Raw genomic sequence first — 12,333 nt, 5'->3', positions numbered from 1 at the left:
CAAAGTGTTCTGGGCATAAAGCAGCCGAAACAATGACCTGCGCGCGCCCTTGCTTGCGCGAAATAAAATTACCTGCCAGCCTCATATCACAATTGCGTTAAAGAACGAGGGAGTCTGCCGATGCTGAAATCAATGAAATTTGCTGCTCTTGCGGTTGCCGGAGCCGCCGCGCTCAGCGCCTGCGCCCAGCAGGAAGAGGAAGTGGTCTATACCAGCCCGGAAGAGGCCTATTGCGTGCAGGCCGGCGGCCAGTACGTGCTGCGCAGCGGCAAGTCCGGCACGATCGGCGTCTGCATTCTGCCCGACGGCCAGGAGCGCGATGCGCTGGCCTATTACCGGGAAAACAACCCGGCCTGAGCCGGCCCCGCCCTGCCAGGCGCGAAAAAAGCCGCTGCAAATCGCAGCGGCTTCTTTTTGTGGATAGCTGGGACAGCGGTCCGGATCAGTCGTCCAGGCTGTCCAGATAAGCGATAAGATCCACCCGGTCGCTCTGCTTCTTCAGGCCGGAGAACGACATGGTGGTGCCGGAGGCATAGGCCGACGGCTTGGCCAGAAACGCGTCCAGTTCTTCCGGGGTCCAAGCGCCTTCGAGGCTGGTCAGCGCGCCGGAATAGCCAAAGCCCGCCGCGGCGGCGATGTCGCGGCCAACCACGCCGTACAGATACGGGCCGGTTGCGTTGGCGCCATCTGCCAGCTTGTGGCAGGCGGAGCATTTCTTGAACACCTTGGCGCCTTTGGCGGGGTCGGCGGCGGCCATCAGCTCTGCAAAGCTGACTTCCGGCTCATCGCTGCCGGCGCCATCGTCTGTGGCAACTTCGATCACATAGGAAGCCTCACCGTGGCTGTCCATGTGATACAGTACTTCTGCGCCCCATTTGCCCAGAAGGAATACCAGGAACGCGCCGCAGACGCCTGCGGTCGCTTTGGTGAGGGTCATCGTGTCAAACATGATCGCGAGTCCATTTAGCTGTCTGCTGGGGTGTCTAAGGCTTCCCCTTGCAAGTGGCAAGGTATAGACAGCGCGACGAAACGCCCAAATCTTGAAGTTTTGCACGGGGAACACACCCATGAGCCGCAAAATCGCCATTCAGGGGGAGCTTGGCTCCTATAGCCACGAGGCTTGCCGCATTGCCCGCCCCGGCATGGAGGTGCTGCCCTGCCGCACGTTCGAGGACATTCTGGAGGCCGTGCGCAGCGGCGAGGCGGAACAGGCAATGCTGCCGGTGGAGAACTCCACTTATGGCCGTGTCGCCGACAGCCACCGGCTCTTGCCGCACAGCGGGCTGCACATCGTCGACGAGGCCTTTGTGCGGGTGCATATCAACCTGCTGGCAGTGCCGGGGGCCAAGCTGGAAGACATCCGCGAGGCGCATTCGCATCTGGTGCTGCTGCCGCAATGCGCCAGCTTCCTGCGCGAGCATGGCATCCGGGGCCGCGTCAGCCCCGACAATGCCCGCGCCGCCCGTGACGTGGCCGAAGCCGGCGACATCCACTCTGCCGCGCTAGCGAGCGAGCTGGCGGGCGAGATCTACGGGCTGGACGTGCTGGCCCGCCATATCGAGGACAACGGCGACAACACCACCCGCTTCCTGATCATGGCGAAAGATATTGATTACACCCGCCGCGGCGCCCACAACATGATCACCAGCTTTGTCTTTCAGGTGCGCAACATCCCGGCGGCGCTGTATAAGGCGATGGGCGGCTTTGCCACCAATGGCATCAACATGACCAAGCTGGAGAGCTACATGGTCGACGGGTCGTTCACCGCCACCCAGTTCTATGCCGACATCGAAGGCCACCCGGATGATGCCAATGTGCAGCTGGCGATGGATGAGCTGAGCTATTTCACCACCAATGTGGAAATCCTCGGCGTCTACCCGGCAGACAACGGCCGGTTCTGAGCGCAAAAAAGGCTGAGGGGCTTTGCCCCTCTTGGCCTCACGGCCAATTCACCCCAGGATATTTTCAGCCAGATGAAGCAGCGGACCCCGCCGCGCGGCAGCGCGGCGCCGGGCCCAACGGCGGCGGTGCAATCTTTGATTGCGCCGTAGCGGGCGGGAGCGGTTCCGTTCTGCATTCTGTGCGGGGGAGTAAAGTGAGAGGCTGGACATCGACCCAAGCGGGGCTCGTTGTGGCTGCTTCCTTCCGGACCTGACCAGGTTGGCGAGGCGCCTGCCCGCGCCAACCTCTCGAATCCCGATATAAGGACCGCCGCCGGGATTGGCAAGGGCCGTGCCCGGCCTGCGGTCACAGGCTCAAAGGTTCAGTTCAATCTCCCAGAAGCCGCCGCTGCCGAACCCGCGCGGCTCTGCCAGCCCGGCGGGCAGCTCGTCCAGATGCGCAGCCGCGCCCGGCCCGGTCACAGCCACCGCGCTGGTGCCGGGCATCGGCGCCAGCTGCCAGGGATAGGGTGCCTCCGCCAGCGGGTCCGCAGGCAGCTGCCCGGCGATATAGTCGCGCACCGCCTGGCGGATCCGCATCGGCGCCAGCGGCAGCTCCTCCACCGCGTGCAGCATCCGGAAGCTGCCGCCGCCGCTGACCCGGTAACTGTTGGCGGCAACCGCAAAGCACTGCTCCGGTGCCACCGGACGGCCGTTCCAGCTGAGATCCAGGATCCGCTGCGCCGAGGGATTGATGCACTCTCCGCTGGCGGAATAGCGCGGCGGCTGCGACAGGCAGATCTGATAGGTCAGCCCGAAGATCACATCGAAATGGTGCCCCGCCCGCTGCGGATCGGCCAGCAATGTGCCGCGGCTGCCGGGCGCGACCCGGTTGAACAGCCCCGCCGACATCTCCAGCCACTCCCGCAGCTGCGCGCCGGTGACCGCAACCACCCGCAGCTCGTTCGGGAACACCTGCAGATCGGCAATATTGCGGGCGCACAGATCCCCGGCTGCTATGTCGGTATAATAGTGTGGGCCGGAGCGGCCGCCGAACTTGCACGGTGCCGCGGCAGACAGCAGCGGCAGGGCTTCCGCCGCGGTGCCCCGCAGCAGCGGCCGCACCGCAGCCGCCTGGGCGCTGGCGACCAGCGCGAGCCCCCGGTCGGGCGCAAAGAAGGTGAAATAGGAATGCATCGCCACCGGGCTGTAGCCCGCGGGCTGCCGCATCCGCTCCAGGGTGCGGGCATGATCCGCGGCCAGCGCCCGGGTGAAGCTTGGCTCCTCCTCCGCCAGCGGCACAGCAGCACCGGAGCGCCCCGTCTGCGCCACCGGCCGCAGGCTGGCGCTGCCGCCGGCGGGCCGCCAGCCCGCATCGCCGTACTCCAGCTCCAGGCTGATCACCCCCAGATGCGATCCATGCGCCCCCGGCATCACCACCGGTTTGGCAAAGGCGTGCTCCGGTCCGGGCAGCGTCAAATGGGTATGGCCGCCCACCACCGCGTCAATCCCGGGCAGTGCCGCCAGCTGCTCCAGCGCGTTCTCGCTGCTGTCCGCACCGGTCCCGGCAGCAATCCCGGTGTGCGCCAGCGCCAGCACCAGATCGCAGCCCTGCTCCCTCAGCCGCCGGGCCTCCCCCTCGGCGGTCTCCACGATGCCCGTTGCGGCCAGTTGAACCTCCAGCGCCCGGCCGCACCAGATCAGCGTCTGCGGCGGCAGCACCGACAGCAGCCCGATCCGCACCGGCGGCAGCCCGGGGCAGCCCGGGATCTGCCGCTCCAGCACCGCCGTTTTCGCAAACGGCAGGTCAATTTCCGCCTGCACGGCGGTCAGGTTGGAGCACAGCACCGGGCACGGCATGTCCCGCAGCACCCCCGCCAGCGCCGCAAGGCCAAAGTCAAAGTCGTGATTGCCCAGGCCCGCCGCGTCATATTCCAGTACCTGAAAGGCCCGCGCCAGCGGATGCGGCCCCGGGGCTTCGGGCACGATGTCCCCCAGCGGCGACCCCTGCAGGCCATCGCCGTTGTCGACCAGGATGCAGGCCGCGCCCTGTTCCGCCGCCTCGGCCCGCGCCCGGCGGATCAGGCTGGCCACCCGGGACAGGCCAATGGCCGGATCCGGACGGTCGGCATAGTAATCGTGGCTCAGCAGGTTGCAGTGCAGGTCCGTGGTCGCCAGCACGCGCAGCACCCCAGCGGGCCGGGTCTCCGGAGCCCCTGCCCCGCCTGTCATGTCCGAATCTCTGCTGACACCGCCTGCCCGCCGCTCCTGTCGCACCATTCGGCGCCATTCTTGATTAGCGGCTATTTGAATCAGCGATTTAAGGATTTGCAATAACTCCTTTAAGCGCTCTGTTAACTTTTTCCGCTCGCCCATGCGCTGCGGCTCGGTTGCACCATGGTTTGCTGGCAATAGCCCCCGCGGCGGCCGGGCAGGTGTGGCGGTGCAGCGACAGGCAAGCGCAGATCGCAGCGGAATGCTGGCACCGCCTGCGGCACACTGTCATGGATTGGATCATTTCACCCGGCAGCCACGGCGCCCTGCCGCCAGCCAAAGGAGAGCCGCCATGAAACGCGCAGAACAGGTGACTTTCGGCGGCGGCGGCGGGCTGGACCGCGCCGCGCATCTGCGCACCGACGCCGCCGCGCTGGACGCCGCCTGGACCAGCCCGCAGGCCCAGGTGCTGCTGATGTGGCGCGGCAAACCACTGGCCCGGCGCGCAGAAGACGCAAACCTGCCCTGCGGCCTGGCCTGGACCGCGCCGGACCATCCGCTGGCCGCCAGCCGCCGGGACACGGCGCTGTTCCTTGGCCTCACCCCCGGCGGCGCCCCCTGCTTTGCCTGCGATCTCAGCGGCTGGCAGCCCGAAGGACTGGACCCGGACGCGCTCAACAGCTTTGCCGATGCCAGCGAACAGCAGCACCCGGATCTGCCGCCCGCCCATGTGTTTGCCGAGCTGCGCCGGGTGATGACCCGCCTGACGCCGCTGGAGGCCGAGTTGGCCTCCACCGCCAAGGCGATGCTGGCCTGGCACCGCAGCCACCGGTTCTGCGCCTGCTGCGGTGCGCCCAGCGATGTGGCGCAAGCAGGCTGGCAGCGCATCTGCCCGGCCTGCAAGGCACCGCATTTCCCGCGCACCGATCCGGTTGTGATCATGCTGATCACCCATGGCGATTCAGTGCTGATGGGCCGCTCGCCCGGCTGGCCCGAAGGGATGTATTCGCTGCTCGCAGGCTTTGTCGAACCCGGCGAGACGCTGGAGGCAGCGGTGCGCCGCGAGGTGCTGGAGGAAACCGGCGTCAAAGTCGGCCGCGTCAGCTACCTCTCCTCGCAGCCCTGGGCCTTTCCGATGTCGCTTATGTTCGGCTGCGCAGGCGAGGCGCTGAGCCGCGGCATCACCATCGACCCGTCCGAGATCGAAGACGCGCTGTGGGTCAGCCGCCAGGAGATGATGACCGTCTTTGCAGGCGAACATCCGGTGCTGAAGCCCGCGCGGGAAGGGGCGATTGCCCATTTCCTGCTGAAGAACTGGCTTGCGGACACGCTGGACTAGGGCGCATATTGCCCCAAACCGCAGCCGGACGGCGCAGCTGAGGCAGGCAGACATGAAGATAAAAAGCAAAGAAGATATCGAAGCCCCGATTGCAGAGGTGTTCGGCGCAATCTCCGATTTTGAGCTGATGGAGCGCTCCGCCCTGCGCCGCGGCGTCGAGCTGCAGCGCACCGGCGACCTCTCACAGCCTGAGAACGGGCTGGCCTGGGATCTGAATTTCAGCTTCCGCGGCAAGCCGCGCGAGATCCGGCTGACGCTGGCGTCCTATACGCCGGAGACCGGGCTGGCCCTGACCGGCAGCGGCAGCGGCATCGACGGCCGGATGGAGATCGAACTGCTGGCGCTGTCGCCGCAGCGGACGCGGATGGCGGTACAGCTGGAGCTGTCACCCACCAATCTGACTGGCCGCCTGCTGGTGCAATCGCTGAAGCTTGCGCGCAGCAAGCTGACCAGCCGGTTCAAGCTGCGGCTGGCGGAATTCGCCAAATTCACCGAAGAGCGGCTGAAACGCACCGCCTAAGCCGCTGCGCCGCGCCGCAACAGGTCAGGGCTGCGGCAGCAGCCGCGGCCACAGCGCGGCATTCTCGCGGGCAAACGCGCCCAGATGGCCGATTGCCTTCAGCCCCAGATCCCGCGGCGCCAGAACCGTGCGGCGCTGGTTTGCGCCGCCAAAAACCTCGCCCAGCCGCCAAACGGCCGGCGGCGGCACGACGTCATCATCTGCCAGCGCAAACAAATCCACCGGGATGCCGGTCTCTGCCCAGCGGGGCAGCGGCAGGCTTTGGCCGGTCTCCGGCAGATAGCTGCCCCGGGTGGTGCACCAGCGCCGCCATTGCCAGTAAACCCCCGCCGGCAAATCGGCCCCGAACCCCACCGCACGCCCGGGAAGATACCCCAGGGCACGGACCGCCAGCGGCACATGGCCGAACCAGAAAGCCAGTGCCAGCGCACGGTAGGGCCAGGGATGATCGTGGTGATGCACCAAGCCGCCCGCAACCACGATCATGCGGGCGACGTCCTCAAGATCATTCTGCAGGGGCATCAGCATCGCCCCCAGCGAATGGCCGATCACCCACAACGGCACGCCCGCATAGTGCCGCCGCATTTCGGCCCGGGCAGCAGGCTGATCCGCCAGCGCCCAATCGGCCATTGTGATCTTGGACCGGCGCGGATGTCCCCGCGCCGAGTCCCCGAAATCCGTGTAGTCAAAGGTCAGGCAGGCAATCTGCTGCTCCGCTGCCAGCCAGCGCGCAAAATGCCGGTAAAACCGCTGCGGCACCCCGGTTGCGCCGTTCAGCACCACCGCCGCCCGCGCCGTCCCGCCCGGATGGTACAGCTGCCCCGCCAGCACGGCCTCCCCGGACGCAAAGCGCAGCGCTTCCTCCCGGATACCGGCGGTATGTTCTGCGTGTCTGTCCAGCATGGCAGCCTCCTAGACCAATTGGTCCACTTCCTGACTGGACCAATTGGTCTAATGCTGTCAAGCTGCCGCCATGACTGACGTAACGACAGCCAGCCCGCCTGCCAGCAGCCAGGCCACGGCCCCGACCCGGGACCGGCTGATCCGCGCTGCGGCCGAACTGTTCCGCAACAAGGGCTACAACGGCACCGGCCTGGCGGAGCTTCTGGCCGTAGCCGGGGCGCCCAAGGGCTCGCTCTACCACCATTTCCCCAACGGCAAATCCGACCTTGCGCTGGCGGCGTCCACCTGGGCCTCGGATCAGATGCTGGCATTGATCGACGCCGCCTTCGCCCCGGCGCCCAGCTTTCGGGCCGGGGCCACGACGGTCTGCTACAAACTGGCCAAACTCTTTGACAAGCAAGGCAAGTGGAGCGGCTGCCCGGTCTCTGCAACCCTGTTCGCCGGGCCGGAGAACGACGCCTTCCGCCAGCACGCCGCGGATCTGTTCGAAAGCTGGATCGCCGCCACCGCCCGCCACGCCCAGCGCCTGGGCCTGCCGCAGGAGGAGGCGCGCGCGGCGGCGGAGAATTTCTATATCCTGCTGCAGGGCGGCTGGCAGCTGGCGCGGGTGCGGCGCGACTCGGATGTGATCCGCGCCCTGCACACCCAGATGCAAATGCCGCCGCAGAAAACCGATTGACGACTCAGGGAACCAACCGCTACCGCTTGTGGTGATGGTTCCCGTGCCACAGAATCTTGTGTCCGGGATGAAAAGGGAACACGGTGCGGCCCCGCCCCAGGCAAGGCCAATTCCGCGACTGCCCCCGCAACTGTAAGCGGCGAGCGACCCCGATAGAGCCACTGGCCCGTAAAGAGGCCGGGAAGGATCGGGACAGCGACGACCCGCAAGTCAGGAGACCTGCCATCGAACGTGTAACTCGAACCCGGGCGGGGTGTCCGGACAGGGTCTGATGGCACCGCGGGACTCCCGCTTTCTCATCCGGTCTCTTGTCTTCTGCCCCCGCACCACGCGCGGAGGGCGCAAATATGATGTGGACGGACACAACGCATTTCTATGCGGCAACGGATTGCAAGTATCTGGGGCGCCCCTGCCCCGCGGCAGAGCGGATGATCGGCAAGCTGGCCGAGGCGATGACCAAGGCCAAGCCCCTGACCCAGGAGGATTTCGAGATCGCCGGCACCACCGCGCTGGATGGCTGCCCGCGCAATTGCCCGGCGCAGTTCGTGGCCAGCCACGACCGGATCCGCCTGTTCTGCGGCGTTGGCGAGGACGCCCCGCGCGAGGGCCTCGACCGTTTTGCCGATGCCATCCTCAACCGCGACGGCACCGGCTTTGCGGCGTCCAAACTGGACGCCCGCCCCTGCGCGCTGATGGAAGCGCTGCCGAAACCCGCAGAGGCGCAGCAGGCTGAGCAGATGAGGCGTTTTGAGCACAAAATTATCTAAGCTCTAAGGGCTGCGCCCAAGCCTGTGAGGGGGCGGCTGCGCCCTCCCGTGCGGAAGCTCGGTTGCAGCCCGGCCTATCGGCCGGGCGAAAGTCAATTTGGATGACCCTGCGATCTAACCTGCCACCTGCCCCGCGCAGGCCCAATCCAGCTGCGCCTCGGTCTCCACCGCACAGGGCCTGACCGCCCGCAGCCGCGTTAGCGCCAGCGCCGGATCCTCGCCGCATTCGATCATCAGCCGCAGCACCGCCATGCCGGACCGCCCGCAGCCGCCCCGGCAATGCACCAGCACCCGGCCGCCGCCCGCCAGCGCCTGCCGCGCCGACTGGCTGGCCGCAGGCCATTTCGCCGCCACCGCAGGCGGCGGCACCTGGAAATCCGGCACCGGCAGATGCACCCAGCGGCAGGCCATGCTCTGGATATCCACCCCCAGCCGCGGCGCACCGGCGGCCACGTGCTCGGCCTCGGTGGTCATTGAAAACACCAGCCCCGGCTTCCATTGATAGATCTGGATCAGGTCGCCCCGGTAATCGCCCTCCGCGCCGGGCAGCCGGCACAGCGCCAGAATGCCGCCGCCCGCAGACAGCGCGTGGATGGTCAGCCCGACCGGCGCCGCCGTGTCCGGCGCTGCTGGTTCAGAGGTTTCTTCAGATCGCATACCGCCTCCTTAGCCGCTGCGCTCCTGCTGTCCCCCGCGTTGCCCCGCCCCAGCAGCCTAGCCGTTAACCGCGCAATGCCAAAGCCCTTTTGCGGCCCCGGATTGCGCCCTTCTGCGGTGGACGAACGGGCTGCGGTTCAATACCCTGCGCGCAACGCGGGGCGCCCGCAATCCGAATCCGGCACGAGAGATCATGAACGACATCCCCAGCGGCACCACCGGCGGCACCGGCCAATCCCAGTATCAGGTTCTGGCCCGCAAATACCGGCCCGAGACCTTTGCCGATCTGGTGGGCCAGGACGCCATGGTGCGGACGCTGAAAAACGCCTTTGCGGCCGACCGCATCGCCCAGGCCTTCATCATGACCGGCATCCGCGGCACCGGCAAAACCACCACCGCGCGGATCATCGCCAAGGGCATGAACTGCGTCGGCGAGGACGGCCAGGGCGGCCCCACCACCGACCCCTGCGGCAAATGCGAGCATTGCACGGCGATCATGGAAGGCCGCCATGTGGACGTGATGGAGATGGACGCCGCCAGCCGCACCGGCGTCAACGACATCCGCGAGATCATCGACTCGGTGCAGTACCGCGCGGCCTCCGCCCGCTACAAGATCTACATCATCGACGAGGTCCACATGCTGTCGACCTCCGCCTTCAACGCGCTGTTGAAGACGCTGGAGGAGCCGCCCGCGCATGTGAAGTTCATCTTCGCCACCACCGAGATCCGCAAGGTGCCGGTGACGGTGCTCAGCCGCTGCCAGCGCTTCGATCTGCGTCGGATTGAGCCGGAGGTGATGATTGCACTCCTGCACAAGATCGCCACGGCTGAGGGTGCCCAGATTGCCGACGACGCGCTGGCGCTGATCACCCGCGCTGCCGAAGGCTCCGCCCGCGATGCGACCTCGCTGCTGGACCAGGCGATTTCCCACGGCGCCGGTGAGACCACCGCCGATCAGGTCCGCGCCATGCTGGGCCTAGCCGACCGCGGCCGGGTGCTGGACCTGATGGACATGATCTTGCGCGGCGACGCGGCAGCAGCGCTCACCGAACTCAGCGGCCAGTACGCCGAAGGCGCCGACCCGCTGGCGGTGCTGCGCGATCTGGCCGAGATCACCCATTGGGTCTCAGTGGTGAAAATCACCCCCGACGCGGCGGAAGACCCCACCGTCAGCCCGGATGAGCGTGCCCGCGGGCAGGCGATGGCCGGCGCGCTGCCGATGCGCGTCCTCACCCGCATGTGGCAGATGCTGCTGAAAGCGCTGGAGGAAGTCGCCGCCGCCCCGAACGCGATGATGGCGGCGGAAATGGCGGTGATCCGCATCACCCATGTGGCCGACCTCCCCTCGCCCGAGGAACTGATCCGCAAACTGCAGGACACCCCGCCCCCGCCGCTGCCGCCATCCGGTCCCGGCGGCGGTGCGCCGATGCAGGGCATGGGCGCTCCGGCGCTTGGCGGCACCGCGCCCGCCAGCGCCCAAGGCGGTCCGGCCGGCGGCGCGCCAATGGCCCGTGGCGGCGGCGGCACGGTGATGGCGCTGGCGCCGCAGGTCAGCTCCGCGCTGGCCCGCTACCCGAGTTTTGAGCATGTGGTCGAACTGATCCGCACCAACCGCGATGTGAAACTGCTGGTCGAGGTCGAAACCGGCGTGCGGCTGGTCTCTTACCAGCCTGGCCGGATCGAATTCACCCCTTCGGCACAGGCGCCGCGCGATCTGGCTGCCCGGCTTGGTTCCGCGCTGCAGAACTGGACCGGCGCCCGCTGGGTAGTCTCCATCGCGCCGGATGGCGACGCCCCCACCATTGCCGAAATCCGCGACGCCGCCGAGAACGCCCTGCGCGAGAAGGCCACCGCGCATCCGCTGGTGCAGGCGGTGCTGGAAAGCTTCCCCAAGGCCAAGATCACCCGCATCCGCACGCCGGAGGAACTGGCCGCCGAAGTCGCCGCCGACGCCCTGCCCGAGGTGGAGGATGAATGGGATCCGTTCGAGGAAGAGTAACGGTTTGCCTGACGGCCCTCTGGCTCACCTTGCCGGCGGCCGCCTTCGCCAGCACCTGCTATGCACCGGACGAAACCATTGAAAGCGCGCGGGAAGTGCTTCTGCGGCTCTCGGCCAAGCCTGTTGCATTGACCCTTTTCGCCCTTGCCGGATTCGCGCTGTACAGCAGAAAGCGCCTGCCGTTTGCACTCGCGGGCGCGTTTTGGGGCGTTCTGGCATTCGTCATAGCCGTCGATAATCATGAGCTTTTCTTTGACGATAAGAACGTCCTCGGCATAATCCAGGACTGCACAGCCTCCCCCCACTTGTTCATTGCGCTCGCAATTGCGATATGTGCGGGGATGACTTACGGCGCCCTGCGCCCCCGCACTTAGGAGAACACAGATGCTTAAAGGCCTCGGCGGTCTTGGCGACATGGCCAAGATGATGAAATCGGCACAGGAACTGCAGACCAAGATGGCGCAGATGCAGGAAGAGCTGCACAACGTCATGGTGACCGGCGAGGCCGGCGCGGGCCTGGTCAAGGCAACCGCGTCCGCCAAGGGCGACCTGAAAGGCTTGGACATCGACCCGTCGATCTTCAACGGCGACGACAAGGAAGTGGTCGAGGACCTGATCCTGGCCGCGATCAAGGACGCTCAGGCCAAAGCGGCCGAGAAAGCGCAGGAAGAGATGACCAAGCTGACCGAAAGCATGGGCCTGCCCAAGGACATCAAGCTGCCGTTCTAAGCGGCACAGATATCCATTTGCAAAAGGCGGCCCGGCGACCCGGAGCCGCCTTTTCTTTTGCCTGTACAGGCCCGCCTCACCGCGTCTCCAGCCGGAACTTCAGGAACTGCTGCCCCTGGTACTGGACTTCCCCGGTCTGCACCGCGCCCAGCCGCGCCAGCGGGCGCATGTGGCGCCGCGTCGGCGGCAGCAGGAAGGTGACAAAGGGGATACGCGGATCCTGACGGGCAAACGCCAGCGCCTTGCGGGCAATGGCCGGCCCCAGTCCAAAACAATCCGCCCGCAGCACCAGACCGAAATCCCACTCGGCTCCTTCTTTCTGAAACCCGCCCCAGCCGAGGTAATCCTCGCCGCGCAGAAACGCCCAATGGCCCAGCCCGTCGCGCCGCCAGCAGGATTCCTTCGCGGCCACGAAATCCCTGGCAGCGGCGGCGTCCCAGGCCCCTGTCAGCAGCGGCATATGCTCTGCCATCCGCGGGTCGCTCATATGACGGGCAATCTCCTGCGGCGGCACTTCCGTCAGCCGGGCAAACCGCAGCTGCCGGACCCCGTTATCCTCCCACGATTTGCCGTTTTCCATGCCGCCCCTCCCTCAGTCATGCTAGGGCATAGACCCGACCCGCGGAAAAACAAACCCCGAACATTT

General features: G+C 66.8%; 14 protein-coding genes, 1 other RNA gene and 1 riboswitch. Of the genes, 9 read left to right on the top strand and 6 right to left on the bottom strand.

Translation table 11 applies throughout. The annotated features are described in order from the left end of the window. Nucleotides 1-132: 132 nt before the first annotated feature. Complete coding sequence (locus PHA8399_RS04990; RefSeq protein ID WP_244270153.1) at nt 133-357, top strand: putative hemolysin; 225 nt, start codon at nt 133-135, stop codon at nt 355-357. 85 nt (nt 358-442) lie between these two features. Here PHA8399_RS04990 and PHA8399_RS04985 read toward each other — a convergent pair whose 3' ends face one another. Then, the gene (locus PHA8399_RS04985; protein ID WP_058285080.1) at nt 443-949 is read right to left on the bottom strand and encodes a c-type cytochrome; all 507 of its coding nucleotides are present in this window, start codon (nt 947-949) and stop codon (nt 443-445) included. Between the two features lie 118 nt (nt 950-1,067). Here PHA8399_RS04985 and PHA8399_RS04980 point away from each other — a divergent pair, with 118 nt between their 5' ends. Continuing rightward, a complete protein-coding gene (locus PHA8399_RS04980; protein WP_058285079.1) occupies nt 1,068-1,901 on the top strand; it encodes a prephenate dehydratase in 834 nt (277 codons plus the stop codon). A 192-nt stretch (nt 1,902-2,093) separates the two neighbouring features. Here PHA8399_RS04980 and ffs read toward each other — a convergent pair. Together ffs and PHA8399_RS04975 are read right to left on the bottom strand one after the other, a co-directional pair. Continuing rightward, an RNA gene (ffs, locus tag PHA8399_RS21835) (signal recognition particle sRNA small type) lies at nt 2,094-2,192 on the bottom strand. A 63-nt stretch (nt 2,193-2,255) separates the two neighbouring features. Further along, nucleotides 2,256-4,112 carry a 5'-nucleotidase C-terminal domain-containing protein gene (locus tag PHA8399_RS04975; RefSeq protein ID WP_058285078.1) on the bottom strand — a complete coding sequence of 619 codons (1,857 nt, stop codon included), beginning with the start codon at nt 4,110-4,112 and terminating at the stop codon, nt 2,256-2,258. Nucleotides 4,113-4,446: 334 nt separating this feature from the next. On the opposite strand from PHA8399_RS04975, the gene nudC reads away from it, so the two are divergent. Both nudC and PHA8399_RS04965 read left to right on the top strand, forming a co-directional pair. Beyond that, the gene (gene nudC, locus PHA8399_RS04970) at nt 4,447-5,433 is read left to right on the top strand and encodes an NAD(+) diphosphatase (RefSeq protein ID WP_058285077.1); all 987 of its coding nucleotides are present in this window, start codon (nt 4,447-4,449) and stop codon (nt 5,431-5,433) included. A 52-nt stretch (nt 5,434-5,485) separates the two neighbouring features. Continuing rightward, nucleotides 5,486-5,953: an SRPBCC family protein gene (locus tag PHA8399_RS04965; protein ID WP_058285076.1), complete on the top strand. Its 468-nt coding sequence runs from the start codon at nt 5,486-5,488 to the stop codon at nt 5,951-5,953. Between the two features lie 24 nt (nt 5,954-5,977). Here the strand turns inward: PHA8399_RS04965 and PHA8399_RS04960 are convergent, their stop codons facing one another. Continuing rightward, entirely contained in the window at nt 5,978-6,856 is an 879-nt protein-coding gene (locus PHA8399_RS04960) for an alpha/beta hydrolase family protein (RefSeq protein WP_058285075.1), read from the bottom strand. A gap of 70 nt (nt 6,857-6,926) precedes the next feature. Here PHA8399_RS04960 and PHA8399_RS04955 point away from each other — a divergent pair, with 70 nt between their 5' ends. Both PHA8399_RS04955 and PHA8399_RS04950 read left to right on the top strand, forming a co-directional pair. After that, nucleotides 6,927-7,535: a TetR/AcrR family transcriptional regulator gene (locus PHA8399_RS04955; RefSeq protein ID WP_058285074.1), complete on the top strand. Its 609-nt coding sequence runs from the start codon at nt 6,927-6,929 to the stop codon at nt 7,533-7,535. Between the two features lie 18 nt (nt 7,536-7,553). Next, nucleotides 7,554-7,776, top strand: a riboswitch (cobalamin riboswitch). Nucleotides 7,777-7,882: 106 nt separating this feature from the next. Further along, a complete protein-coding gene (locus tag PHA8399_RS04950) occupies nt 7,883-8,302 on the top strand; it encodes a hypothetical protein (RefSeq protein WP_058285073.1) in 420 nt (139 codons plus the stop codon). Nucleotides 8,303-8,416: 114 nt separating this feature from the next. Here the strand turns inward: PHA8399_RS04950 and PHA8399_RS04945 are convergent, their stop codons facing one another. Further along, complete coding sequence (locus PHA8399_RS04945; RefSeq protein WP_058285072.1) at nt 8,417-8,959, bottom strand: protein-tyrosine phosphatase family protein; 543 nt, start codon at nt 8,957-8,959, stop codon at nt 8,417-8,419. Between the two features lie 193 nt (nt 8,960-9,152). On the opposite strand from PHA8399_RS04945, the gene PHA8399_RS04940 reads away from it, so the two are divergent. The 3 genes from PHA8399_RS04940 to PHA8399_RS04930 are packed head-to-tail and all read left to right on the top strand — an operon-like array spanning nt 9,153 to nt 11,687. Continuing rightward, the gene (locus PHA8399_RS04940; RefSeq protein WP_058285071.1) at nt 9,153-10,958 is read left to right on the top strand and encodes a DNA polymerase III subunit gamma/tau; all 1,806 of its coding nucleotides are present in this window, start codon (nt 9,153-9,155) and stop codon (nt 10,956-10,958) included. Further along, on the top strand, nt 10,934-11,332 hold the full coding sequence (locus PHA8399_RS04935) for a hypothetical protein (RefSeq protein ID WP_058285070.1): 399 nt from the start codon (nt 10,934-10,936) through the stop codon (nt 11,330-11,332). Before PHA8399_RS04940 ends, PHA8399_RS04935 begins: the two co-directional genes overlap by 25 nt. 10 nt (nt 11,333-11,342) lie before the next feature. After that, a complete protein-coding gene (locus PHA8399_RS04930) occupies nt 11,343-11,687 on the top strand; it encodes a YbaB/EbfC family nucleoid-associated protein (protein WP_058285069.1) in 345 nt (114 codons plus the stop codon). Between the two features lie 76 nt (nt 11,688-11,763). On the opposite strand, the gene PHA8399_RS04925 is transcribed toward PHA8399_RS04930, so the two are convergent. Then, nucleotides 11,764-12,267: a GNAT family N-acetyltransferase gene (locus PHA8399_RS04925; protein WP_058285068.1), complete on the bottom strand. Its 504-nt coding sequence runs from the start codon at nt 12,265-12,267 to the stop codon at nt 11,764-11,766. Between the last annotated feature and the right edge of the window lie 66 nt (nt 12,268-12,333).

It is taken from the genome of Leisingera aquaemixtae (assembly GCF_001458395.1).
Lineage (GTDB): Bacteria > Pseudomonadota > Alphaproteobacteria > Rhodobacterales > Rhodobacteraceae > Leisingera > Leisingera aquaemixtae.
Note: the sequence above shows the minus strand (reverse complement) of the source record. Positions and strands in the feature narration are given on the sequence as shown.

Bases quoted from the DNA above. Each gene is read 5' to 3' on its own strand.
- PHA8399_RS04990 (WP_244270153.1), top strand. From the start codon at position 133: ATGAAATTTGCTGCTCTTGCGGTTGCCGGAGCCGCCGCGCTCAGCGCC.
- PHA8399_RS04985 (WP_058285080.1), bottom strand. From the start codon at position 949: ATGTTTGACACGATGACCCTCACCAAAGCGACCGCAGGCGTCTGCGGC.
- PHA8399_RS04980 (WP_058285079.1), top strand. From the start codon at position 1,068: ATGAGCCGCAAAATCGCCATTCAGGGGGAGCTTGGCTCCTATAGCCAC.
- PHA8399_RS04975 (WP_058285078.1), bottom strand. From the start codon at position 4,112: ATGACAGGCGGGGCAGGGGCTCCGGAGACCCGGCCCGCTGGGGTGCTG.
- nudC (WP_058285077.1), top strand. From the start codon at position 4,447: ATGAAACGCGCAGAACAGGTGACTTTCGGCGGCGGCGGCGGGCTGGAC.
- PHA8399_RS04965 (WP_058285076.1), top strand. From the start codon at position 5,486: ATGAAGATAAAAAGCAAAGAAGATATCGAAGCCCCGATTGCAGAGGTG.
- PHA8399_RS04960 (WP_058285075.1), bottom strand. From the start codon at position 6,856: ATGCTGGACAGACACGCAGAACATACCGCCGGTATCCGGGAGGAAGCG.
- PHA8399_RS04955 (WP_058285074.1), top strand. From the start codon at position 6,927: ATGACTGACGTAACGACAGCCAGCCCGCCTGCCAGCAGCCAGGCCACG.
- PHA8399_RS04950 (WP_058285073.1), top strand. From the start codon at position 7,883: ATGATGTGGACGGACACAACGCATTTCTATGCGGCAACGGATTGCAAG.
- PHA8399_RS04945 (WP_058285072.1), bottom strand. From the start codon at position 8,959: ATGCGATCTGAAGAAACCTCTGAACCAGCAGCGCCGGACACGGCGGCG.
- PHA8399_RS04940 (WP_058285071.1), top strand. From the start codon at position 9,153: ATGAACGACATCCCCAGCGGCACCACCGGCGGCACCGGCCAATCCCAG.
- PHA8399_RS04935 (WP_058285070.1), top strand. From the start codon at position 10,934: ATGGGATCCGTTCGAGGAAGAGTAACGGTTTGCCTGACGGCCCTCTGG.
- PHA8399_RS04930 (WP_058285069.1), top strand. From the start codon at position 11,343: ATGCTTAAAGGCCTCGGCGGTCTTGGCGACATGGCCAAGATGATGAAA.
- PHA8399_RS04925 (WP_058285068.1), bottom strand. From the start codon at position 12,267: ATGGAAAACGGCAAATCGTGGGAGGATAACGGGGTCCGGCAGCTGCGG.